Annotated in this window: 19 protein-coding genes; 2 read left to right on the forward strand and 17 right to left on the reverse strand. The window is 59.6% G+C overall.

The genetic code is table 11. The features are described from left to right. Window positions 1-473 precede the first annotated feature (473 nt). Both NF347_RS13185 and NF347_RS13190 read right to left on the reverse strand, forming a co-directional pair. Entirely contained in the window at window positions 474-4,286 is a 3,813-nt protein-coding gene (locus NF347_RS13185) for a TIM-barrel domain-containing protein (RefSeq protein ID WP_107681683.1), read from the reverse strand. 135 nt (window positions 4,287-4,421) lie between these two features. After that, window positions 4,422-5,222 carry a TIGR02757 family protein gene (locus NF347_RS13190; RefSeq protein ID WP_107035972.1) on the reverse strand — a complete coding sequence of 267 codons (801 nt, stop codon included), beginning with the start codon at window positions 5,220-5,222 and terminating at the stop codon, window positions 4,422-4,424. A gap of 101 nt (window positions 5,223-5,323) precedes the next feature. On the opposite strand from NF347_RS13190, the gene NF347_RS13195 reads away from it, so the two are divergent. Further along, complete coding sequence (locus NF347_RS13195) at window positions 5,324-7,288, forward strand: KUP/HAK/KT family potassium transporter (RefSeq protein ID WP_237613016.1); 1,965 nt, start codon at window positions 5,324-5,326, stop codon at window positions 7,286-7,288. 12 nt (window positions 7,289-7,300) lie between these two features. Here NF347_RS13195 and menA read toward each other — a convergent pair whose 3' ends face one another. From menA to NF347_RS13210, 3 genes are read right to left on the reverse strand one after another with little or no spacing between them, the layout of a single operon-like run. Then, window positions 7,301-8,173: a 1,4-dihydroxy-2-naphthoate octaprenyltransferase gene (menA, locus tag NF347_RS13200; protein WP_161553853.1), complete on the reverse strand. Its 873-nt coding sequence runs from the start codon at window positions 8,171-8,173 to the stop codon at window positions 7,301-7,303. After that, on the reverse strand, window positions 8,170-9,807 hold the full coding sequence (locus NF347_RS13205) for a DUF4435 domain-containing protein (protein ID WP_107035975.1): 1,638 nt from the start codon (window positions 9,805-9,807) through the stop codon (window positions 8,170-8,172). The genes menA and NF347_RS13205 overlap by 4 nt, the downstream gene beginning before the upstream one ends. Continuing rightward, window positions 9,804-10,415, reverse strand: coding sequence for an L-threonylcarbamoyladenylate synthase (locus NF347_RS13210; RefSeq protein ID WP_107035976.1), 612 nt, complete (start codon window positions 10,413-10,415; stop codon window positions 9,804-9,806). Before NF347_RS13210 ends, NF347_RS13205 begins: the two co-directional genes overlap by 4 nt. Window positions 10,416-10,657: 242 nt before the next feature. Here NF347_RS13210 and NF347_RS13215 point away from each other — a divergent pair, with 242 nt between their 5' ends. Then, window positions 10,658-11,125 carry a phage holin family protein gene (locus tag NF347_RS13215; RefSeq protein WP_161553851.1) on the forward strand — a complete coding sequence of 156 codons (468 nt, stop codon included), beginning with the start codon at window positions 10,658-10,660 and terminating at the stop codon, window positions 11,123-11,125. A gap of 13 nt (window positions 11,126-11,138) precedes the next feature. Here NF347_RS13215 and NF347_RS13220 read toward each other — a convergent pair whose 3' ends face one another. The 12 genes from NF347_RS13220 to NF347_RS13275 form a co-directional block, all read right to left on the reverse strand. Further along, window positions 11,139-13,376, reverse strand: a complete 2,238-nt coding sequence (locus NF347_RS13220) for a beta-N-acetylglucosaminidase domain-containing protein (RefSeq protein WP_107681681.1) — start codon at window positions 13,374-13,376, stop codon at window positions 11,139-11,141. A 19-nt stretch (window positions 13,377-13,395) separates the two neighbouring features. After that, entirely contained in the window at window positions 13,396-15,090 is a 1,695-nt protein-coding gene (locus tag NF347_RS13225; RefSeq protein ID WP_107035979.1) for a PNGase F N-terminal domain-containing protein, read from the reverse strand. 158 nt (window positions 15,091-15,248) lie between these two features. Continuing rightward, window positions 15,249-15,620: a GntR family transcriptional regulator gene (locus tag NF347_RS13230; RefSeq protein ID WP_107035980.1), complete on the reverse strand. Its 372-nt coding sequence runs from the start codon at window positions 15,618-15,620 to the stop codon at window positions 15,249-15,251. 219 nt (window positions 15,621-15,839) lie between these two features. Beyond that, complete coding sequence (locus tag NF347_RS13235; protein WP_107035981.1) at window positions 15,840-16,607, reverse strand: hypothetical protein; 768 nt, start codon at window positions 16,605-16,607, stop codon at window positions 15,840-15,842. After that, the gene (locus tag NF347_RS13240) at window positions 16,604-17,452 is read right to left on the reverse strand and encodes an ATP-binding cassette domain-containing protein (RefSeq protein ID WP_107035982.1); all 849 of its coding nucleotides are present in this window, start codon (window positions 17,450-17,452) and stop codon (window positions 16,604-16,606) included. Before NF347_RS13240 ends, NF347_RS13235 begins: the two co-directional genes overlap by 4 nt. A 38-nt stretch (window positions 17,453-17,490) precedes the next feature. Next, entirely contained in the window at window positions 17,491-17,844 is a 354-nt protein-coding gene (locus tag NF347_RS13245; RefSeq protein WP_107035983.1) for a hypothetical protein, read from the reverse strand. A 277-nt stretch (window positions 17,845-18,121) separates the two neighbouring features. After that, entirely contained in the window at window positions 18,122-19,663 is a 1,542-nt protein-coding gene (locus NF347_RS13250; RefSeq protein WP_107681682.1) for a YifB family Mg chelatase-like AAA ATPase, read from the reverse strand. Window positions 19,664-19,717: 54 nt separating this feature from the next. Next, the gene (locus NF347_RS13255; protein WP_107035985.1) at window positions 19,718-20,743 is read right to left on the reverse strand and encodes a DUF4369 domain-containing protein; all 1,026 of its coding nucleotides are present in this window, start codon (window positions 20,741-20,743) and stop codon (window positions 19,718-19,720) included. Next, a complete protein-coding gene (locus NF347_RS13260) occupies window positions 20,743-21,771 on the reverse strand; it encodes a M20/M25/M40 family metallo-hydrolase (RefSeq protein WP_107035986.1) in 1,029 nt (342 codons plus the stop codon). Before NF347_RS13260 ends, NF347_RS13255 begins: the two co-directional genes overlap by 1 nt. Then, a complete protein-coding gene (gene ribH, locus NF347_RS13265; protein WP_107035987.1) occupies window positions 21,771-22,280 on the reverse strand; it encodes a 6,7-dimethyl-8-ribityllumazine synthase in 510 nt (169 codons plus the stop codon). The genes NF347_RS13260 and ribH overlap by 1 nt, the downstream gene beginning before the upstream one ends. A 51-nt stretch (window positions 22,281-22,331) precedes the next feature. Continuing rightward, a complete protein-coding gene (locus NF347_RS13270; protein WP_107035988.1) occupies window positions 22,332-23,351 on the reverse strand; it encodes a hypothetical protein in 1,020 nt (339 codons plus the stop codon). Beyond that, window positions 23,348-24,229 carry a carbohydrate kinase family protein gene (locus NF347_RS13275; RefSeq protein WP_107035989.1) on the reverse strand — a complete coding sequence of 294 codons (882 nt, stop codon included), beginning with the start codon at window positions 24,227-24,229 and terminating at the stop codon, window positions 23,348-23,350. Before NF347_RS13275 ends, NF347_RS13270 begins: the two co-directional genes overlap by 4 nt. Window positions 24,230-24,243: the final 14 nt, after the last annotated feature.

The raw sequence follows: 24,243 nt of genomic DNA on the forward strand, positions 1-24,243 counted from the left end.
CGGACAGCAATAATTTTTTTTTGATTATGACGCAAAATTAGTGACTTTTACAATGCGTCACTCGTTCTGGGCCGCGCTTTTTTCGGGAATTCCTGATGATGCTTTATTGCCGTTGCAAAGTTCTTTATCTCGACGCCATAAACCGCTATGCGATAAGTAACTCGCAAAAATTAGCTGCGAGTGATTTTTGAGATTTGTTCGAGTGGTTTTTGCTTGAAGACGAGGGCGTGTAGCGAGCTACACAACTGAGGATGAAAGCAAAAAACGCCGGACAAAATCAAAAAGTACCGCAGCAAACCATGGGTTACTGACGAGTTTCATAATATCAACTAATTTTTAAGAGTTACTTAAGGAATAGACAGGGCAAAAAAGCAGGGCGGTGTCATAAGAATATGAGCATAAGGATAATAAGAGGCGCTGTGTCAAAAAGCGGGATTTTGACACAGCGCCATTGGTGTGGGGGAGGGTATGGGTCAGAATGGGAGTGTGTTGAGCTTCTTGTCGACAATGAGGCCGTCGCGCACGGCGGATGTGTCGAACCGTGAGCCTTTGCGTCGGGCCTTGAAGCGGACGGTGAAGAGATTCACTCCGCTGCCGTCCACAGTCGGGCGCTCGCCGATGTTGACGAATGTCGGGTAAAGCTCACGGTGTCCATCGGTATGCAGCCGGTCGTAGGTGAGGTTTTCCATCCCCTTGAGGGCTTCGGTGTCGATGCCGGCGAATTCCCAGCGGGTGTGGTCGTAGGGTATGGCCACGCTGATGGCGTTGAGCGAGCTGACGGTGTCGGCTGTAAACTCTATTGCTATCAGTTCCGTGCCGTCGGTGTCGGTAGAGCGGCTCGCCTTGTGGCTGATGGTGCCTTTCAGTGGCTCGGCGTAGTCATCAGGCTCGACTCCTCCATCAAGCCGGGTGGCCACGTTGGAGATGTCGAAGGCGTCTATGAGGTCGTTGCGGTTGATGTCGCCGACGCTGATGTAGCCTTCGAAGTCGGAGTCGCCACGGCGCAGACCGGTGTAGTTGGTGTAGGAAGTGAGGTCGGCCTCATCCACTTTGCCGTCGGCGTTGATGTCGCCGGGGAGATATGTTTCGGTGCCAGGCACTTTGAATACGTAGAGTTCGCGTCCGCTGACGTAACGTCCCACTCCTTCGTCGACGTGGAGACGTATGTAGCGTGCCTGTGGCTGCTCGGCGAACACGAATTCTTTGTCGAGCCCGTTGCGTTCCCAGCGGAATGAGTCGACAGGAGTCCAGTGCTGCTTGTCGAGGCTCACGGCAATGTTGCCTGAAAGGATGGTGCCGTTTCCGCCGTCGGTGCGCGGCAGGTAGCGTAGCCGGTCGAGGGTGTTGACTCCCATGAGGTCGATCACTATGTTCATCGGCAGGGCGTCGGCGCGGTAGCGGGAGTGCATCATGTCGCCGCTTTCGGCGAAGTCGAAGAGCCGGCTCATCTCGAATCCGGGCTGCAGCTCCTTGTCGGCTTCGCCGCGCAGTCCGTGGAGGGCGAATTCGAGCGGGTCGGTGCGGGTGATGGCGTTCAGTTCGGTCCATGGGCCGGGACCGTCGGCGTTGACCGCGCGCAGTTTCATGGAGTAGGGTGTGTCGGCTTTAAGATCGGCGAACGGGAGCGACAGCTGGCGGATGTTGGCGTAGAGCAGCGAGTCAAACATGATCTCGTAGGAGTCGGCTCCGTCGACGGGTTGCCATACAGGCGAGAGACTGTAGGCGCCTACAGAGTCGGCCGGGATCGATGCGACGGGCGCGGTGAGATTTCCGTGGGCCGACAGAAGGTTGTTGCGGTGCTCGAAGATGAAGCCGTCGACTGTCACGGCAACGGTGTTGCGGCTGACGTCGGTGGGGGCTATCTTCACTTCGATCTGGGGATTCTTGACGACGGAGTGTGCTGCGGCGGGGGTGCCGGGTGTGGAGAACCGGTTGAGCTGCGGTGCTTCCACATAGCGCCAGGCGTCGGCAGCGGCATCGAATGCCTCTTCGGTGGTGGCTTCGGTGAGCCGCACTTTACGTCCCCCGACCGTGGCGGTCACTTTCGACGGGCGGCCGGTGGCGTTGATCAGCAGTTCGGTCGATTTCATCGGGTCGTAGCCGTCAAAGCTGCCTCTGGAGGGGTCGACTGTGACGGTGAGCCGTCCCGACTTGCCCAGATCCGACACTATGCGGGTGGTGACGGCCTGTCCCTGGCGGTAAAGTTCGGTGACGCCGTCGTCGTCATATTCGGTCATTTCTGACCGTCCGTCGGGGTATATCTCGTAGATGCGTCGTGTGCGGTCGATTTCCGAGGGGTTGTTCGAGGGGTTGGCCATCGGTATGATGGCTCCGGCGCGGACAAATACGGGAAGTTTCCATATCGGCGCGTCAAAGGAGTTGAGCACTCGTCCGCCTTCGTAGCTCTGTCCGGTGAAATAGTCGATCCAGCGTCCGCGCGGCAGGAATATGCCGTGGCGTATGTCGTTGCCGAGCGAGTCGGGGGCTGTCGGCCGGTAGACCGGCGCCACGAGGAAGTCGGGTCCGTAAAGATACTGGTAGCGTGTGGCGGCCGACAGTGTGTGACGGTCGGGATATTCGAGCATCATGGCTCTTATGAGCGGTTTGCCGTCGACGGCTTCGCGTGCGTAGGTGTAGGCGTAGGGAAGGAGCTGCGATTTGAGCTTAAGATAGTTGCGGTTGATGGATGTGGCGGGTTCGCCGAGCGCATGGGGATATTTTTCGTTTGAGCCCCATCCGTCCATGTTGAGCTGCATCGGCGAGAATGTCTTCCACTGGAAGTCGCGTATGTTGACCTGCGGGTTGCGTCCGCCGAAGATTCCGTCCATATCCGATGATATGTTGGGCTGTCCGGATAGTCCCGATCCGATGTAGGTGGGTATGTGGAAGCGGATATACTCCCATTCTCCTCCCACCTGGTCGCCGCTCCAGATGCCGGCGTAGCGCTGTGTGCCGGCCCAGCCGTCGAGCGATATGATGAAGGGGCGGGCGTTGGCTCCGTAGTAGGGCATGATCTGTCCGACGTCGCTGACGCCGTTGAGTCCGAACGAATAGCCGGCTCCGACCCAGGCCACGTCGGTCTTGAGCACGCGCACTCCGGCGTCGCGCACCTCTCTGACAATGTCGCGCTGAAGCAGTGCGGGCACCCCCTCTTTGGGATGGAGGTCGCTCTGTGTCCACAGTCCTATCTCTACTCCTTTGGAGCGGGCGTAGTCGCCGAAACGGCGCAGGTTGTCGATGTTGCCGGTGAGCGAGTCGGTCTGGCCGTATCCGGCTCCGTAGCCGTCGTTGGGCAGCAGCCATCCGAGCGGCATGTCGTGGGCGGCGTATCGGTCAATGACGGCGCGTGCCGAGAACTGGTAGTTGTCGTTCTCGCCGTTGAGGCTTTCGCGTATGCCTCCGTTGTCGCGCTGGCTTTCGCGGTAGCGCACTCCGTCCTCAAACATTATGCCTTTGCCGGTGGTGTCTGGAGTCCAGTAGTCGCGGTTGTAGGCGTTGAGATGTCCTTCGTAGAAGCCGAATTTAGGTAGCAGCACCGGGTTGCCGGTGAGCTGATAGAAGTCGGCGAGAAGCTGTGCCGGTGTTTCGTCGACCATGACGAATATGTCGAGCCAGGGGGTCTGGTGAGTGAGGCTGACACTGCCGGGTTGCTTCGCTCCGAAGTCGTATGATCCTTTGGCGAATGTGTGCCAGAGCACTCCGTAGCCTCCGGTGCTCCAGTAGAAGGGGGTCGGCGATGCCACTCCGCCGTCGGTCCAGGAGTTCTGGTTTTCGATGGCTATGCGCCGTCCCTTGTGGGAGAAGCGGCCGTTCTGTACGCCTCCGCCATAGAAGTATTCTCCTTTGCGTTCGGCGAGTGTGAGAGTGGCGGCGCCCTTGTCGAACTGCAACGGTGCGGTCTGGCTGGCGACCACTGCGCCGCGACGCAGGTCGGTGACGGTCATGAGTCCGTCGGCCTTGCCGAAGTCAAGGCTTACGGCAGGCGTGGCTATGGTGATTGTCGCTGGATTGTCGGTCACGGTGACATTGCCGGGTTGCCGGCGCGGATTGACGGTGAGGATCTCGGCAGGCGGATTGGCCTGCGGATTGCGGATTATGCCGCCCTGAGGATCATAGAACAGGCGGAACACGGTGGGTCCGTAGAAATCTACCGCCATGCGGGTGCCGTCGGTCATTACGAGTTCGGCTGTGGTGGGATTGAGCAGCGAGGCGCTCTTCACACCTGTGTCGGCCTGGGCAGCGATGACGTAGGCTAAGGCTGCAAGCGCTGTCAGAAGTCGTTTCATATCGATTGGTTTTTATGGTTGTGATGTCGGGGTGGGTCGTCGCGGTCCGACTCCCGGGAGGGATAGTGTCGGGCTGACGTCCAAAGTTAGTCATAATTTTGCTGACTGACAGCGGTCGGTGTGGAATTTCGGCGGTCACAGGCCGATTTCGTCGGTTTCGTCAGTCCTGACGGCTCCGACACCGATGCCGAACAGGGCGAAGTCGAACCATACCGGATCGTCGGGCCGCCGGGTGCGCAGCAGGGCGGTCAGCTCCTCTGTGGTGCGGCGGTCGTTGGCCTTGCGGTCGATGAGTCCGAGCTGACGGGCGGTGTTGCCCACATGCACGTCGAGCGGTATGAAGAGCTGCGCTGGACGGAGTGCGCGCCAGAGTCCGAGGTCGACGATGCCGTCGTCTCTTACGAGCCAGCGCAGAGCCATGTTGACGCGTTTCAGCGCCGTGGCCTTGAGATTCAGCGGCAGACAGCGTGAGTCGTCCTTGCCGTCGTTGGCCTGACGCAGCTCCATGTTGATTGCCTCCACCAGATGCCATGCCGGCGCCTCGGCGGCGGTGGCTCCGCAAGCTGCGGCGAAATCCTCGAGGGTGGCGTGGCGCGAATATATCCTGTGGAGTCCGCGCAGGAAGTGGCGCAGGTTGCGGTTGAAAAACGTTCGGTGAATGTTGCCGTCGGGCAGATCCTCGTAGGCGCGTTCCATCACGTAGGCGTGCGGGTCGTGTCCCATCAGGGCGAGCATACGGTCGCAGTCGCGGCATATCATGCGGCGGTTGCCCCATGCGATGGTGGCCGAGAGCAGCGACGCTATCTCGGCGTCGGGCTGCGATGAAAAGCGCCTGGGGAACTGTACGGGGTCGGCGTCGATGAACGCCGGCGAGTTGATGCGGCGCGCTTCCTCTTCGAGAAGCGTCCAGATGTCTTCGGAGATGTTTTCGATCATACGTGTGCAAAGTTACTAAAGAGTGTCGGGCGGTGCAATGAAAAATGGTGTGGAGTCGGTGGGCTGCGAACCGTCGCGGCGGCGACGGCGTTTTGAAATATGTGAAAGCGAATGAAAGAAAATATGACGGATCGTCGCTCCGGCGCATCACTCTGGCCGGAATGCTCGTGACGGTAGGTATCGTCTTCGGCGATATCGGCACTTCGCCGCTCTATGTGATGAAGGCCATAGTAGGGGTGAATCCCGGTTATGACGCTGACTATATAATCGGGGCGATATCGTGTGTGATATGGACTCTGACGCTGCAGACCACGGTGAAGTACGTGCTGATAGCCCTGCGGGCCGACAATAAGGGGGAGGGGGGCATTCTGGCTCTGTTCGCTCTGCTGAGGCGTCAGCCCCGGGGATGGCTCTATATTGTCGCGGCGGTCGGGGCGGCGATGCTTGTAGCCGACGGGGTGATCACGCCGGCCATCACGGTGACAACCGCTGTCGAAGGATTGAGGATCGTGGCACCCGCAACTCCGGTGCTCCCTATCGTGATCGGGGTGATATTGCTGATATTCATGATGCAGCGTGTCGGCACCGGACGCATCGGGCGCTGTTTCGGCCCGTTCATGCTCGCATGGTTTCTGATGCTCGGAGTGCTCGGGGCAGTCAATCTGCCGGCATGTCCGGAGGTGCTGAAGGCTTTCAATCCGTGGTATGCGGTGAAGCTCCTTGTGTCGAGTCCGTCGTGGTTCATGATCATGGGTGCGGTGTTTCTGTGTACGACCGGTGCCGAGGCTCTCTATTCCGATCTGGGTCACTGCGGACGCCGCAATATCACCGCAAGCTGGATGTTTGTCAAAGTGATGCTCATACTCAACTATCTCGGTCAGGGCGCATGGCTTCTCACTCATGCCCGGGAAGCCGCCGGGGGGATCAATCCGTTTTATGCCGTTATGCCGCAGTGGATGACTCTGGCGGGCGTGGCCATGTCGACCGGCGCAGCCATCATAGCGAGCCAGGCGCTGCTCAGCGGGTCGTTCACCATCTTCTCCGAAGCGGTCAATCTCGGTTTCTGGCCACGCCTTAAGATCGACTATCCTTCGACCGAGAAGGGGCAGCTCTATGTGTCGTCGGTCAACTGGTGTCTGCTCGCCGGATGCCTGTTGACTGTGGTGATATTCCGCGATTCAAGCCATATAGAGGCGGCCTACGGACTGGCCGTGACGATAGCCATGCTCACCACCACTCTGCTGCTTGCCTTCTGGCTGCGCTTGCGAGGGGTGAATATGATCGTGGTCGGAGCGTTTTTCGCGTTTTTCATGACTGTGGAGGGTATATTCTTCGTCGCCAATATGTCGAAGTTTGTCCATGGCGGATGGTTCAGCCTCATGATCGCGGCCGTGGTGGGAAGCATCATGATAGTGTGGCGCAATTCCACCCGGCGCCGCGCCTCGTTTATCGAGTACAGGCGCATGGCCGACAGCGCCGCTACGATATCGGCTGTCAAGGCCGACAAGGAGATACCGAAGTATGCCTCCAACCTGGTGTATCTGAGCCGTTCGGGCGATCCGTCGCTGGTGGAGAGCAAGCTGCTGTACTCGATCGTCAACAAGCAGCCCAAGCGTGCCGACCATTACTGGTTCGTGCATATCGATCATGTCGACAGCCCCGACGAGCTGAGCTATTCGGTCAGTGTGGTGGTGCCTGAGACGATCTATGTGGTGACGATGCATCTCGGTTTCAGGGTGGCGCCGCGTATCAGCGTCTATCTCCGGCAGATCGTGGAAGATCTGGTGGTGTCGGGCGATCTGGATCTGCGCAGCGGCTATCCTTCGCTGCGGCGCGAGGGAATTCCGGGCGACTTCAGGTTTATAATCCTCCACCGCATATTCTCGCCGACAAGTATATGTGGAGCTACTACGGCATTGCTTATGCGGCTTCACGACATACTGCGGCATATCGGTGTTTCCGACACCTCGGCCTACGGGCTTGACACGAGTGTGGTGACGGCCGAAACCGTGCCGCTTATCATCAACACCTCGTCGGGGCGGCGGATTGTCAGGGAGGAGTGCTGACGCGCCCTGCCGTCAGGCCACCGGTTGCGGCAGCAGCAGGAACAGGAGCGAGTAGAGCAGCAGCAGCATGGCTGTCAGTCCGAGCAGGGGGGTGAGGCGCGAGCCGCTCCGGCGGGTCATTAGCCATGCTATCGCCGCCGCGACCGCCGCGATGGCAGGCGGGACGAGCGGCAGGCCGGCGGCCGACCACTGCGGATATACCAGCGCCATGGCCAGCAGACCGTCCAGGAGGTAGAGCCAGGGCATTGTGGCCGGGCCGAGAATGACGGCCAGAGTGTGCTTGCCCACGGCGCGGTCATCGGAAGCGTCACGGTAATTGTTGACGATAAGCACGTTGGCTGCAAGCAGCCCGACGGCAATACCGCCGAGTATCACCTCGGCGGAGCATTGCCTCGTCTGCAGCCACGAGGTGAGCCATACGGGTATGATGCCGAAGAAGATTATGACGGCCACTTCGCCGAGTCCGTGGCGCGACAGCGGCCACGGACCGGTGCTGTAGGCTATTGCCGCCGCTGCGATGACTATGCCGAGCGGCAGAAGCCACAGTCCTCCGATGGGCACGAGCGCGAGGCCGACGAGGCAGGCCAGCGCGAGGGTGCCGACTGTGGCTCCGAGCATTGACCGTGGCGATATGTCGCCTTCGGTCACTCCGCGTCGCGGCCCTTCGCGGCCGGGCCGGTCGAGTCCGGCCGCGAAGTCGAAGTATTCGTTGGCGAAGTTCGACGCTATCTGTGCCAGCAGTGCGAACAGCAGGCATAGCGTGAATGGGATCCATGCGAATGATCCGGCATGGACGGCGTAGGCTGTGCCTGTGATGACGCCGGCCGTCGAGACCGGGAGCGTGCGCAGGCGCATGGCCTCGATCCAGGGCTTTAGTGTATTCATTTGTCGCTGTCTGATGCTTTGTGGGGTTGGACGCTGTCGTTGTCGTCGATGCCGAAGCATTTCATGACGGCGCGGCGTATGCGTCGGGCCGGTGCTCCGTCGTGGCGCAGCAGCTTGATTATTGCACGGATGTATTCGTCTTTGTTGGATAGTCCGCATAGCCCGGCCACGTTTGATCCGGGCACCATCGATTTCTGGTTGTAGACTTTCAGCACCGACCGGTAGTCGGACGTTTCGAGGTATCGTCTGAACTCGCGGCAGAATTTTTCGTAGAGGCCGCGCGGATTCAGCTCGTCGAGGAGCGAGTTGATATGCTGCTCGAACATGTTGATGTTGGTGAAGCGGCCGTCGATGCGGTATTCGACAGTGCGTTTCACCCGGTGGCGGGTGTGGAGCAGCGCCTGCTGGCGCAGGTCGGTGCGGAACATCGAGAACACCGCGTGGCGCACCTTGTCGAACACGCGGTTCTCGTCCTTGCCACGGCTTGCGGCCACTGTGCGGATCACCTCCTCAAGCATCAGTATGTTCTCGATCTCGGCCACGTCGGGCACCATGATCTTGCGCCGCCGCAGATAGTCCACCTCCTTGTCGTCGCGCCGGTCGCGGTCGACTATGCCGTGGGAATCCATGTGGTGGAATGTCGTCAGGTCGTTGAACGAGCGGGTGGCCTCGATCACCTTGTTGCAGCTGCCGAGCGACTTGACTGTGTAGGATTTGAATATCAGCGGATAGAGTTTGGCGTCGATGGAGTGCACGCCGTCGCCTTCGATGAAGAGCACCGGTTTGCGCGCTCCGATGATGGCCATGTAGATCTCGTCGGAGATGCCCTGGCGCGATGTCAGCAGGTCGTAGTCCCAGGTGGTGCTGACTGGGTTGTAGTCGCGCACCCACACTACCGTGGCGTCGGTGCGCGACGAGGCGAACTCCAGATCGTGAGTGGTGTAGACAAACATGCAGTCGGGGCGCATGGCCTCCACGATGTTCCACAGTGCCTGCATGACCGACGGATGGAGGAACATTTCGGGTGAGTCGACAAACACCGCCGCTCCTTTCGGAGCGTAGAGCACTGCTCCGAGATAGTATATTGCAGCTTTCTCGCCGTTGCTGAGTTTCAGAGCCGAGTAGCCGTCGGCGTTTTCCGAATCGGGCCGGCTGAAGAGGAAACGTCCCGACTCGATGAGTATGTTGTTGTCGGGAAATATTTCCGACCAGGCTTTTATCAGGCGGTCGATGCGTGTGGGGGGGAGTGATGCGTCGGCGTCTGAAGCGCGTGTGATCTTGTAGGATATGAGATTGAGCATCTCGTCGTGCATCAGCAGCGCGAGCAGGCGGTCAAGCTCCGTGTCGGCCGCAGGCCGCAGTGAGGCGGGGCCGTAGGCGGCTTCGAAAAGGCGGTCGATGCCGGTTGGCGTGTCGGGGTGTCCGAACAGGGCGGTAAGCGCCGACATGGTGAATGTGCGCTCGCCGAGATCTTCGGCCAGTCGGGCTGTGAAGCGCGACTTCCCGGCTCCGTTGGCGCCTATGATGACGAGCTGGCGGGTGGAGGCGGGTATGCGCAGCGGATCGCCCTCGCGCCTTGGCGGCAGCGTGATCATGGCGGCGTCGGCGTCGGTAGTGTGGGCGTCGGTGTTCATATCAGCTGACCCGCCCCCTGACGGATTATTTCGGGTGAATGCGGATCGGTGAGGTCGACGACGGTGGTGAGATCGCCGCGTCGCGATCCGGCGTCGATGAGCATCGCTATCGGCGAGCGGTCGCCATAGCTCACGGCCACTTCATCGGGCTCGCCGAGCGGTGTGCCGTCGGTGTCTGTGGCGGTCATGGAGAGCAGCGGCGCGTCGATAGCCTCGGCGATGGCTCTGGCCACCGGCGAAGCGGGTATGCGTATGCCTACCGAACGGCGTCCCTTGAACACTTTCGGAAGCTCGGTCGATGCCGGAAGTATGAAGGTGAATGGGCCGGGCAGGTTGGCACGGAGTATGCGGAAGGCGGTGTTGTCGATGCGGGCGTATGCGGCCGCCTGCGACATGTCGTTGCATATTACCGAGAGTGTCTGCCGCCGCGGGTCGATCCCTTTGAGCCGGCACAGTTCGTCGATCGATGCCTGCCGGAGCGCGTGACAGCCTATGGCGTAGTTTACGTCGGTGGGATATGCGATGAGGCGTCCCTCGTCGAGCAGCGACGCCGCCCGTTCGATGACTTTGGTGTTGATGCTTGAATCGTAGACTCTTTCGATGATCATCGGCTTTGCGCTCCGTGGCCGGGATGGTTGTCGGCTGTATGCGCCCTGACGGCAAATATAGAAAAAAAACCGATACTGCGTTACAAAATATTTGTTAAGAGCCGTGGCCGTGGCCGGTGAAGAATGTCATGCATTAGTGTCACGGTAGTGTTTTTTGACGGAAACGGGCGGTGCTATGCGACAAATGCCGGGTGCGGCCGGGGTGTCGGGGCAGTAATTTTGCAGAAAAACCGATGAAAGCTATGGAACAGACTATGACGGATATGCTGACAACAAGAATGGGATTGATCGCCGCGCTTGTAGCGATCGATTACGTGTGCGTGCTTCTGGCCGTGCTGGCCGATCTGCGGAGCGGCATCCTTAAGGCGCGGCGCCAGGGGGTGAAACGTACTTCGAAGGGGCTGCGCCGGTCGGTCGAGAAGGCCGGACGCTACTACGTGATGCTGTTCGCTATGACGCTGATCGACGCCATGGTGTGCGGCGCGCTGCTGTTTGTCGCCGCGGCCGACGGTCCGTCGCTCCCGCCGTTGCCGGTGTTCTCCACTCTGGGCGCAGTGGGGCTGGCCATGATAGAGCTTAAGAGCATCTACGAGAACGCGCAGGACAAAAGCGATTATGACCGGATCATCGGTCAGCTGCGAAAGCTGCTCGACGACCCGGCCATAAAAGGGCGGCTTCTCGAAGCCATGGGGCTGAAGAAGCCTGAATGACGGCTATAGGGTGTTATTTCACCTGTATGAATTCGATTGTCGCAGGGGTTTCGGCAGGAGCCAGACCGGTGGAGTCGGGCACGAGATAATTCTTGCCGGCATTGCCGCCCTGACGGAGGGTGAATCCGTTGTCGGTGCGCTCGATCACGAAGGTGTGCCATTCGGCGTCGAACGGATTGGAGCTGTCGCTGACTGTGAATGCGCCGCGCTCGTTGACGTAGCGGCCGTCCTTGGCATTGACTATAGAGTAGCGTCCGGTGGCGGGATCGTAGGTGACGCGCCATATCTGACGGTCGGGGTTGACATCATCCTCGGCCGTCTGCCATATCGGCCGTCCTCCGGTGGAGCCTGCTTCGGGATTGCCGAGCCACTGTCCGTTGCAGCGCAGACGATAGCTGCCGTTCTCGAGCGCGAGCTGCGGGAACACGTCGCTGCGGTGGCCGAACCGGTGACGGTATTCGTCGACCATGATGCTGACGCCTCGGCGCAGCAGCGGCTCGGCATAGAGCGATCCCACCATGGGATAGGCCACCTTGACCGATCCGGGGAAGTCGCGCGAGGCGATCTTCGATGCGCTGTCGGTCAGCGCGGCATAGTCGAGATAGCGGTCGACGAATGCCACGCTGTCGGCCTTGAACAGAGCCGTGTACATCTCGGTGGCGAGAACTCCGCGGCTGCCGAGCATCCGGGCCGCTTCGATCCACGGGCGTATCTCCGAGAGCATAGAGTCGGCCGGAGAGGCTTCGAGAAGGGTGGCAGTTGCGTCGCGCAGTGATCCGAACTCAGCGGCAAAGGCTTCGGCGGCTTCGGGCATATAAGCGCGGCTCATGGGCTGCTCGTAGGTGTCGATAAGTGTCTTGAGTTCGGGCGACTCGTTGAAGCGGCGCAGGCGATGGGTGTTCTGCCCCAGGTCGACGTTGTAGAGGCAGAACTTGCGGAACGCCTCCTCGCGGCCGGGCTGTAGTCGTTCGGTGGCCAGCAGCCATGACTGCTGAGGGTCGTAGGCCGACGGATTCCACAGAAAATCGGCATTGCTGAACAGGCTGAGTTTCGAGGCGTGGGCGTATTCCATGGGGTTGGCCGTAAAGCCGCTGACCATGGCTGTGGCCTCAGGCTCGTTGCCGGTGAACGGACCCATCAGCAGGTGGTTGATGCAGTAGTCGGTGACCGGATAGTTGAGCCAGATGAATGCCTTGCGGCCTATCTGCGGGTTGATCCACTCCATGTCGGCCACGTCGATCATGTCTACCACAGAATTGCCTGTCCACATCACTTCTATCGACGGATCCATCACCGAGATGTCGGCGAGATAGGAGGGCTGGAACGATCCTTTCCACGCCTTGTTGTAGAGCGACGGACACATAATGAACAGTTCTATGTCAGGGTGACGGTCGATGAAGTTGCGCTTCACGTAGTCCATATACTGTGCGTGGAGCTTGCCGTCGGCCTGTTTGCCGAACACATCGTCGAAGAATATCGAGAAATTGCGGAAACCGAGGTCATACATCTGCTCGAACTTGCGCACCGTGGCTTCGTTGTCGGCGTCGTTCCACTGATGGTCGCCGGCAGGATGTATGCCCCACACGAAGCGCACTTTGTGGCGCCGGGCCTCGTCGTTGAGGGCTTTCATGCGCGCTGCCTCTTCGGCCGGATACAGCTCGCGCCATTTCGCGCGGTGGTAGGGGTCGTCCTTGGGACCGTAGATATAGGTGTCGAGCTTGTTGCGTCCGTAGAATGCAAATTGGTCAATGCGGTCGTCGAAGCTCCATGCGTTGCCGTAGAACCCTTCGACCACGCCTCGGGAGGGTGTCGAAGGCCAGTCGGATATGTCGACGCTCATCACTTCGGGCTGCGAGGCCACCTGCAGGAATGTCTGCACACCATAGTAGGTGCCTGTCGGATCGTTGCCGGCGATGATCACTTCGTCGGGACGCACGCGAAGAAAATAGCCCTGCGGCTGACCGGGGATGCTGTCGGCCACGGCACGGACAGCCTTGTCGCCTCGCTGACCTATGGTCACCTTCACGCCTTTGCCTTTGGCAAACTGCGACAGAAGGGCGTCGACGGCGTCGCGGTCGGCCTTGTCGATCCCTTTGATGTCGATCGCTGAGGGGCGGTCGAAGGCTTTCTGTCCCCATGCGATGCGCTGCGGCGTGGGGGAGATGGATGTCTGCTGCGCTGTGGCGCCGGTTGCCACGCCGGCCATGAGTGTCAGGGCGAGAGCGGCTTTCAGGATGGTGTTATGTGTCATGTATGTCGGTGTAGTTGTTTTAGTAAAGAAGTGTGCCTGAGATGCACCAGTAGCTGTTGCTTGATCCGGCCGGTTTGCCCTGCGGTATTTTTACGGTGAGCTTATGCTTGCCGGCGGCAAGGTTGCCCAGATAGATGTACTCGGGGTTGGTCACCGTGCCCGGACACCAGTTGGAGCGGCTGAGGTCGGAGGAGCTGAGGCCGTTGGCGAAGTTGCCCGAGCAGGGATTGTTGTTTCGGTAAGTGCCGCAGTCGTCGCGCCAGGGTATGAATGTGATCACTTCGCGTCCGTCGAGTATGATGGTGTTGGTCTTCTTGTTGAACTCGTCGCCGCCTCCCCAGCCGCCGTGGCCGGTGGTGGTGTAGCAGAGCATGGCGTTCTCCACCGGATGGTCGAGGGTGAATTCCGTCTGCAGCGAGTCGTTGAGCATGAATATAGGGTAGGGCTGTCCGGCCTGTTCGAGATAGTTGACGGTGTTGAACAGGGGCATGGCCGTGAATTTGCGGTCACCGCCGCCGGGGTAATATTTCAGATCGAGCGATAGTATGTGGCCGCGGCCGTCCCAGTTGCCGATGTAGGCTCCGATCCACTGTTCGCCGCTGAGATGCGATGCCAGATCGGAGATTTCAGTCTTGTAGAGTACGGAGTCGACCCATTCCTGGCCGGGTACGACGTTTTTGTTGAAGGCTCTGACGCCGAATCCGGTGAAAAATCTCATCAGTTCGAGAGGAGCGTCGTAGCCGTCGGTCGAAACGAGTCCGTGGTAGGCTGTGCTGTCGCTGACGAAAGCCGGCACCGACTTGAGGTTGCGGATGGCGTCGACAAACGACTGTTTCTTGCCGGTCGGAATCACGAATATTGATCCGGTGCGGTCGTAGGCGTCGCCCTCGGAATATTGCACCACTTCGGCGAATATCGAGCGGTCGGCTGCGGCGGCTGAGTCGGGAAGGGTGACTTTCCTGATGACTATCGTGCCTCCTCCGACGTTGTAGACCTCGCCGTCGTTGAGTGCGTCGGGGATGGCCGCGCCGGAGAAGTTGATGCGGGCGTGGTCGAAGACGGGCACGGTGATCACGCCGCTCTGGTTGATGGCATAGAGATATTCCGGATCGGAGAGCCGTTCGCCCCACTGGGCGGGAAAGAGGCTGCCGTCGGGGCGGAATGCCTTGATGTCGACGGCTTCCTGCACCGATTCGCCGTTGCGGGTCACTTTCAGGACGAGTCCGGAGGGAACGCCTACGCCGGGCTGCGGTGTGCCTTCAAAGGGGAGGGCGTCGGTGTAGCAGATGTCGATGGTGTTGGAATTGATGCTTGTGCGGGCCACGGTGCAGTCGAGGCCGAGCACTTTTTCGCGGCCTATCACACGCATGGCGCTGTCGGATGCGAAATCTCTCGCCGACGAAATCTCACGGCCTCCCGGGAGCTGGGCCACTTTATACCACTGCCTGGTGGCGTAGTCGATGTAGGTATTCTGCACGGGTGCGTCGCCGCGACGTCCGCGGCCGTTGTCGGCAGTCGAGATCCTGACCTGCTCGCCGCTGATGCTGACGATGGTGGCCCCGGGATATGTGCGTCCTTTGTACGACGACTCATAGGTGACCTCTATGGCTTTGGCGCCACGAAGCTTCTTGACATAGTTGACCGCTGCTTCCGTAGGGAAAGTGGCGATGACGGCCATTATGAGCGCCATCATTCCTGCTGCTGATCTTTTCATGGTTGGGTTGATGTGAAATTTGTTGTTATTGCCTATGCAAAGTTAGGCATAAAAAAGCAAAAGTCAATGAGCGGTTGTCGTTGAGTGGCATATAATGGCTGATCCGTCCCGGAGCGCGTGTACGGCTCCGGGGCGGATCGGTCGGTTATAGTAATCAATCAGTTATGGACTGTGGCTGTCGTGGCGGCAAGGGCTTCGAGAAGCTGGTCGGGCGTGATGCCGAGCAGACGCATCTCTTCGGCCAGAGCGGGCACGGTCGACGAGAAGAAGTCTTCGCGGCGTGTGGCGGCTATGCGTTGCGGGGCGTCGTCGGTGAGATAGAATCCCATGCCGCGCCGCGGGGCGATGATGCCGTGCGACTGCAGAAACTCGAAGGCTTTGAGCACGGTGTGGGTGTTGACGGTCATCATCACCGCAAGCTCGCGCACCGAGGGAATGCGGCTGCCCGGAGGCCATTCGCCGGCGAGGATGCGCGCGAAGCAGTAGTCGGCTATCTGCCGGTATATGGGTCGTTCGGTCTTGAATTCCATTATAGACTGGTTGGGTGTGACTTCTGTGTGCCTGTGTGGTGGAGAGGGGGTTGATTCAGAGATTGTCTAAATTTATATAATACGGATTTTGAGAAGGATTGTCAGATGGATTTTTGTCTGTGATGAGGGAGTGTAGCCGTAGCTACATGACCGAGGAACAAACAAAAAGACGCTGGAAAGACTCTCAAAAGCAAAGTGATATGAATTTTAGACAATCTCTCATAGCTGCCGGTCGCGTATTTTTCTTACGGCGAGTATTATCAACACGGCCGTGACGATGATGGTCATGGCTACATACCACCACATGACAGGCATGATGATGTCGAACATGAGGCGTGTTATCTCCTCCTGTTGGGGCACGGCGTGGTCGATTCTGCTTATGAACTCATGCTTGAAGCCGAGCACTGTCACTATGGCCATGATGCCTGCGGTCAGAGAGCTGGCTATCAGACTGACTACTGTCCATACGATGGGCATGAGCACCCGGTGGCGGCGGTAGCTGACCACCGACAGCAGGCAGACAGCCGTGGGGAGAAGCGCGCTCGCATACTGCAGGATGGAAATGGGTGGCGTGAGCAGCTGTCGCGTAGGGTTCAGGTTGCACAGGCTGGCTCCGTCTACGAAAATACGTGCGAAGAGCGTGGCGAGGAGAGCCGCCGCAAGTATCGCTGCGGGGAGGACTACGAAGGTGTAGAGTGTCATCATGGCCGCTTTCTCGTTTTTCGTGGCGGGAAACATCACTTCGGCCATAGGGCTGGATCCGATCGCGAACACGAGCGGACCGAGATACATGGCCATGGAGATTATCGATATGAATATCGATCCGAAGAAAATTCCGGCGGCCGTGGTGGATATGATCATGGCGGCGGCGAAGATGACGAATGCTCCTGCGGTGTAGATGGCCAGATGCTGCTTTATGGCCGGAAACATGCGGCTGTAGGCTATGGCGCGGCCTATGCTGAAGGTGTTGTCAGGTGTCTGGTTCATAGCTGCTGTTGTCTGTGGCTGTTGATAAGTGAGGTTATGATGTCGGCGCGGTCACTCTGGAGCGCCATGTAGAGGAGGTTGTAGTCGATGTCGGTCTCGGTGTCGGCGCCGGCTGCGGTGATGGAGCGGAACAGTCCGGCCGACTGATGGGCGAATATCGCTTCGACGGGAGGTATCATGCCGGCGGTGAACGCCACTGCCGAGAGTATGTCGGTCAGAGTCGCGGCGAGCTGCAGACGGTTGCGGCGCAGGGCTATGACACCGTCGAAAATGTTGTGGAAGTCGTGGGTGACGTGGGTCGACACGATGATGGTGCGGTCGTCGCCGGCGGCCTCGGCGAGCATCCGGCCGAGTGTCTCTTTCGATCCTATGTCGAGTCCGTTGGCCGGTTCGTCGAGCAGCAGCACCTGTGTGCGGAGTGCGAGTGCGACGGCGATAAGGGATTTGCGTCGGTTGCCGAGCGACAGACGGTCGAGGCGTTCGCGGCCGGTGAGGCCGAAGCATGCGAGGTAGTCGGCAAGGAGTCCGGCGTCAAATCCGGCGTAGGCTTTGGCAGCCGTGTGCGCGAATGCGAGGGCTGTTCCGCCGGGCAGTGTCATGTCGTCGCCGAGAAAGAATATCTTTTCGAGCAGTGCGGGTTGCCTCAGGCGCGGCGACATGCCGTCGATTTCTACGCTTCCGGCCGTGGGGTATAGAAGTCCGGCTATGATATGGAGCAGCGTGGTCTTTCCGGTTCCGTTTTCGCCCAGAAGCAGGTGTATGCCGGGCGAGATGGCCGCCGTGATGTCCGACAGGGCTTCCGGGCCTTTCGGATAGCGGTAGCAGAGGTTGTTGAACGTGATCATGATGCTATGATATGTGTGGGGGTTTTCTTGGAAGTCGGTCAGTTGCGGCGCGGTATCAGCCCGGTTGAAACGGTGATCATGCAGGCTGCCGGAACCGCTCCGAGCAGCAGCTCTATCCAGCTGAGCGCGGTGTCGGCAGCCGGGCTGCCTTCGGCGGCTGCTCCGGGTATTATCGACGCCGCTATGCCGCGGAGATCTCCGGCCAGGTATGCGTCGGTAAATGTAGCGTCGGGGGTGGTGTCATGCTCGGCATTGCGTGTGGCCGAGGTGATTATTTCATTGGCGGTTTCGGCGATGTCGGTGGTGGAGGAGTGTGTGAAGCTGTGTGTGGCCGCAAGCGCTATGCCTGCGGCGAATACTACCAAAGCAGTGAGAATGAGAGTCTTTTTCATCGTCGGTGGTGTAATGATTTACTGTTGTACGCATCTACAACACCGCAAAGGTAAGAAGATTCTTTTAATCTCCAAAATAATCTTCCAAAAAATCTGATAGAACCAATAAGGAGCTAAGAGATTGTCAAAATTTATATAATACGGATTTTGAGAAGGATTGTCAGATGGATTTTTGTTTGTGATGAGGGAGTGTAGCCGTAGCTACATTACCGGGGAGCAAACAAAAAGACGCTGGAACGACTCTCAAAAGCAAAGTGATATAAATTTTGGACAATCTCTAATATTTGCCCCAGCCGGAGCGGTCGAGGGCGCGGTAGCTGACGGCTTCGCGCATGTGCTCGGGGAGTATGTCGGGCGATCCGGCAAGGTCGGCTATGGTGCGCGACACTTTCAGTATGCGGTCGTAGGCGCGCGCCGACATGTTGAGGCGTATCATGGTGTCGCGCAATATTTTCATCGCTTCGGGCGTGGGGCGCACATGTGTCGACAGCAGGCGTGAGGTCATCTGTGCGTTGCAGTGCACTCCCTTGCAGTCGCTGAATCTCTCTTCCTGCACCTTGCGCGCGCTGACCACGCGCTGGCGTATGGTCTCGCTCGATTCTCCCGGACGGCCGCTCTGCATCTCGTCGAAGTCCACCGGAAGTATCTCCACCTGTATGTCGATGCGGTCGAGCAGCGGGCCTGAGATGCGGTTGAGGTAGCGGTCGACGGCTCCGGGCTGGCACAGACACTGGCGGGTTGGATGGTTGTAGTAGCCGCAGGGACAGGGGTTCATGCTCGCCACGAGCATGAATCCGGCGGGGTATTCGATGGAATAGCGGGCGCGCGAAATGCTGATGGTGCGGTCTTCAAGGGGTTGGCGCATCACTTCGAGCACCGAGCGCGAGAATTCGGGAAATTCGTCGAGAAACAATACGCCGTTGTGGGCCAGGGATATTTCGCCGGGCATTGGATTGGCTCCCCCGCCGACGAGCGCCACGGGCGATATGGTGTGGTGGGGCGAGCGGAACGGACGTGTGGTGAGCAGGCGTGAGCCCGATTTCAGTTTGCCGGCCACTGAGTGGATCTTGGTGGTTTCGAGGGCTTCCTGTAGCGTCAGCGGAGGCAGAATGGATGGCAGTCGCTTTGCCATCATGGATTTGCCCGATCCGGGAGGGCCTACGAGAAGTATGTTGTGGCCTCCGGCGCACGCTACCTCGAAGGCGCGCTTCACCTGTTCCTGGCCTTTGACTTCGGCGAAATCATAGTCGAACACCGACGATTCGGCGGCAAATTCGGCGCGGGTGTCTACCTGTGTCGGAGCGAGGGGAACCGTGCCGCAAAGCAGGTCGATCACCTGCCGCAGGCTGTCGGCGCCGTAGACGTCGAGATTGTTGACCACGGCGGCTTCCGTGGCATTGTCGTGCGGCACGATCATGCCTCTGAATCCGAGCGAGCGGGCTTTTATGGCCATGGGCAGCACACCTTTGATGGGGAGCAGCGATCCGTCGAGCGACAGTTCGCCCATGATCATCATCCCTTCGAGGCTCTCCGGCGGGATCTTGCCGTCAGCGGCAAGGGCGCCGATGGCTATGGGCAGATCGTAGGCGGCCCCCTCTTTGCGCACGTCGGCCGGACTGAGATTGATGGTCACTTTGCGTCGCGGCCACCCTGTGCCGCTCTGAGTCATGGCGGCCTGCACGCGCTGATAGCTCTCTTTGACGGCTGTGTCGGGCAGGCCGACCATGCAGAAGGAGAATCCTTGTTCAACGACTGTTTCGATGGTGACGACTATGGCGTCGATGCCTTGCACGGCGGCTCCGTAGGTCTTGACAAGCATATCGTGGAGGAGAAATAAATAGTGTGGTGGGGAGGGAGTGGGATTGGGAAGGGGCTATTTATGGCGGAGTATGCGGTCGGCGGCTGTGATGGCGGCTGTGGCGCTGCTTCCGCGATAGATCTGTGTGCCGGTGGAGTCGGCTACGATGAAGAACGGCACTCTCGGCACTGCAAGCCGACGCATCGACGGCGATGCTATCGCGGCCGGAGCCCAGGCCTGAATCCACGATGCGGAGTCGCGGGCGGTCAGTCGTTTCCATTCGGCCGAGTCGGGCGCGAGTGTCACCTCGACGGCTTTGAAACGGCGGCGCGGCAGGCTGTCGGCGAGCTGACGCAGGGCCGCAGTGACGGAGTCGCGTTGGCGGGGCATTGCCGAGGTGAAGGCGATGATGCTTGCCGACTGGTTGTAGGGCGCATAATAGACGGTGGTGTCGCGGCGGTCGTAGAGGGTCATGTTGGGCACTTTGCCGCGCGCTTCGCTCGATATCTGGGTGGCGAGCACTTCGCTGAAGTTGTGCATGACCTCCTGCGGGCGTGCTTCGGGATCGATGCGTGCTATGAGCGAATCGGCTTCGGCCTCATGGCCGGGAGTGCGGAAGGCGGTGACCATGATGGCTGCGGCGCAGAGTTCTGTGGAGTTGCTTCCGACGAATTCGGTCACAAGACGGTTGACCTCGGCGTCGCTGCCCGATGTGAGAGCCTGTCGGTTTCCGGTCACGAACCGCCACAGTTTCTCGCTCTGACTGTTGCCCGAAAGGCTTTCGAGTCCGGTCATGGCGCTGTCGACGGTGAGCTTGATCTTGTCGCCGTTGTCAACGATGAGCGAGGCTGCGGGCGCTCCTCCAGATATGGTGAGCAGGGCGAGGGTGGGACGTGTCGACGAGCCTTTGATCGTGAACCGGCCATCTTTGGCTACAGCCGATGTGCGCCGTATGCCGCCGTCGGCATAATATGTCAGCTCAATGTTGGCTGTCGCGCCGTCGGGAAGCCGGCCCTCGACTGTGAAATGGTCGGGGCTGCTGCAGCTCCACAGGAGCAGCGGCCATAGCATGGCGGCGGCGATTCGGATACGTATCGGCATCAGTAGGCGGGCATGTTGGCGAGGTTCCACAGATTGAGATAGGCGGCGCGTGTGATGTCGACAGTCTTGTCCCAGTTGATCCGTTCGGTGTGGTCCGATGGCATGTGGTAGTCGGGATGTCCGTCGGTGTGGTACCATATTACAGGCACGTCGCGCTTGGCAAACGATCCGTTGTCGCCACCGCCTATGGGGCGGTCCCACGGGCGGTAGTTGGGCTTCAGCCGGAGTCCGCGCTCAGTTATGTCGTTGCGGAGCCACTGTTCGAATGCCGGATGTGCCTCGGTGTAGAAATAGACCACATGCTCGGGGTTGGATTCGTCGTTGTTGCGGCCTATCATGTCGAAGTTGAGATAGCCTTTGATCTTTGACGGTTCGGGCCACTGCAGCATGAAGTGTTCGGAGCCGAGCAGACCCTTCTCCTCTCCGTCCCATAGGGCGAAGATCACTGTGCGCTCGGGCTGCACTCCGCTTTCGACGAATGCGCGTGCGATCTGCAGCACGGCTGCCACTCCCGATGCGTTGTCGTCGGCGCCGTTGTAGATCTGGTCGCCGTCGAGCAGCGGGTCTGTCCCGAGGTGGTCGAAGTGGGCGCCGATGATCACGTATTCGTCGGGATTCTTGCCTGTGATGCGTCCCATGATGTTGGTGAGCGGAAGTTTCTGATGCACCTCCTGCTCCAGGCGTGCTATCGAGTCGGGATGGACGGTGTAGCGTCCTTTTTTCTGCCGTTCGCGACGGTAGGCGGCAAACGGCTGGCGGTAGGTCTTGCCGTCCCACGGTTCAAGGCCTGTGGCGCGCAGGCAGGCTTCTGCGTAGTTGGCGGCGATGCGTCCCGAGGGGTATCCGGCTTCGCGTCCCTGAAGTTCGTCGGATGCCAGAAAGCCTATGTGTGCTTCGGCTGTTTGGCGGTTGATGGTCATATAGCCGCGTTCTTTTCCTTCGGCGGTGTTGTTGTCGGCGGCGCCGGCGGTGATGTAAGTAGCCGCCGACAGTGCTATGGCTGCAATGATATGGTTTATGCGTTTCATCAGGGATGTATGTTTGTTTCCGGTTGTTTTTCGGCGGCATGCTTTGTCGATCGGTCGAAAGCGATCATTTTCAATGCTGTCAGAGCCGCTTCTGCGCCCTTGTTCCCGGCCGGGCCGCCTATGCGGTCGATGGCCTGCTGCTCGGTGTCGACGGTGAGCACACCGAATATCACAGGTGTTTTGCCCTGCAGGTTTATGTCGGTGACGCCTTGTGTGACCGACTGGCACACGTAGTCGAAGTGGGGGGTGTCGCCGCGAAGCACGCAGCCAAACACTATGACGGCGTCGTAGCCGCAGCCGGCAAGCCGGGCGGCGGCATATGTCAGCTCCACTGCTCCGGGCACGTCGAAGAGTCCGATGCGGTCATCGGTGAGTCCGTGTGACAGCAGTGTGGCCACGGCTTCGTCGCGCAGGCGCGATGTTATGTGGGTGTTCCATTCGGCTGTGACTATGGCCACTCGTGCGTCGGTTGTGGCGGCAGCGTCGGTCTGGGGTGAATATGTCGACATGTTTCGTTGTTTTTTGTTGCAGTGTTGTTATTGACGGATGCCGGTCGGATCTCAGCGGGGGAACAGTTTGTGCCACAGTCCGAGTATGTCAAGGCGGCGGGTGTTGGCGTTGAGCAGCACTTCCACTATGCGCCGGTGCTCTTCATCGGCGCCGAGGCGTGTGGCCTTGTGGAGCATGGTGTTGAGCAGATGCACTCCTTTCTCGCGCTGCCCCTTGATGTACAGAAGGCTTTCGCCAAGGTCGATCGACAGTGTGAGCTGGCGCAGTGTCATCTCCGGCTCAATGCCCACAAGATATTTTAGAGCCCGGGTGTAATATTGCACAGCCTGGCGGTGTTTGTCCATGCGTGCGAGAGTGCGGCCCTCCTCGGCGAGCGAGTCGACGAGCCGGTCGGTGGCGTCGGGCGCTTTGGCTGCTACCAGAGCCATGTATGTTTCCACTGCGGCCTGTGTGTGAGCCAGCAGATTGGCCTGTTTGAGGCGTGAGTGCATCACTTGTGTGACCGAAGCCTGTGCCATGACCAGAGCCGATGCGTAGCGGTCGGGTTCGGTGCGTGCCAGACGTTCGAGTATTTTCATCGATTTCTCCACTTCGCGTTCGGCCTGCCTGTACTCTCCGCGTGCGGAGTGGAGCAGTGCCACGTCGTGGAGCAGCGCGGCCAGCATGCTCAGGAAAGCCTCGTCGCGCCGCTTCGGATTGGCGGCGAGCATATTGAGGGCGTCGGCAGCGGTCTGCATCGCCTCTGCATGACGGTTCTGCGACAAGTGGAGCGCTGTGAGTACCTGCTTTATGGCCGTGCGTTTGTCGGCTATGTCGGGGTTGTCGGCGTCGGGCGCGATGGCCATGACGGCATCAATGGCAGTCAGCGCGTCGGTGGCATGTGGTGCATTGCCGGCGATGATGGCGTCGGAGGCATAGCGCCTCATCTCGTCGTGGGCGGTGTCAAAACGGGCGTCGCGCAGATGTTCGGCGGCTTCCTCCACGGTAGCGGCTTCCACTATCCGGCGTCCGGCATCGGTGGAGTCGCCGGGCAGAAATCCGGGTGAGAGTGATGTGTTGTCGTTTTTCACTTGCGGGATGATATGAAGTCGGCTGCTTGCGATGCGAGCATACGGAGCAGTCCCGACGGCAGGCTGTCGGCATTGTCGTGGGTTATGCCCAGCTGGATCAGTGCGTCGGTCAGTGCGGCAAGCGCAATGGCGTTGACCTGAAGAGGCTCTTTGTCGGATGTGAAAGGGGTCGTGACAGTGTCTTTGCCGTGATAGATGCTTATCGTTCCGTTGTTGTCGTCGACGTTGGCCATCAGGCGTGTGTAGAAACTGATATGATCGCGGTAGCTCGATTCGGGGGTGGCGTCGGCGCCGAATATGTTGGCGAAGTCGCCGCTGCGTGTCACCACCATGTCGGCAAATTGCAGGTTTTCGAGTATGAAAGGCATCACTTTGGTGATGCTCGGCTCCAGTTTGCTCAGGAATCCGGGGAGGTAGATGATTGTGGCTTTGCGTTCGGCGGCGTTTGTCAGGAAGTCGGTCAGATTCGGGCGTATGCGCTTGTCGAGCGCGAAGTAAGACCCGAAGATTACGATATCGTCGGCGTCGACGCGCGGCCAGATGAAGTCAAAACCTTCGGCGGCGTGGCTGCGCATGGCCACAGTGGCCTCGTCGCGGTTCTCGAAAAGGAAGTAGGCCGGTGTGACTCCGGCTGTGTAGCGGTCGATGGAGCGTGTCGATACGTTATGTCGGGCGAGAAATCCGGTGATGATGTCGCCGGTGAGGTCGCGCGAGGCTTCTCCGGCGAATTCCACCGTGTGGCCGCAGTCGCCGAGTATGGCGGCGGCGTTGAGCAGCCGTCCGCCCGGATGGGCTGTGAGGCTGAATGTGTCGGATGCGGTGTCGGCAGGGAAAACTATGTCGAGTGAGCATTCGCCTGCCACTATGATCTTTCTCAAAGTAAAGCGTGGAT

It is taken from the genome of Paramuribaculum intestinale (assembly GCF_030759015.1).
GTDB classification, from domain to species: Bacteria; Bacteroidota; Bacteroidia; order Bacteroidales; family Muribaculaceae; genus Paramuribaculum; species Paramuribaculum intestinale.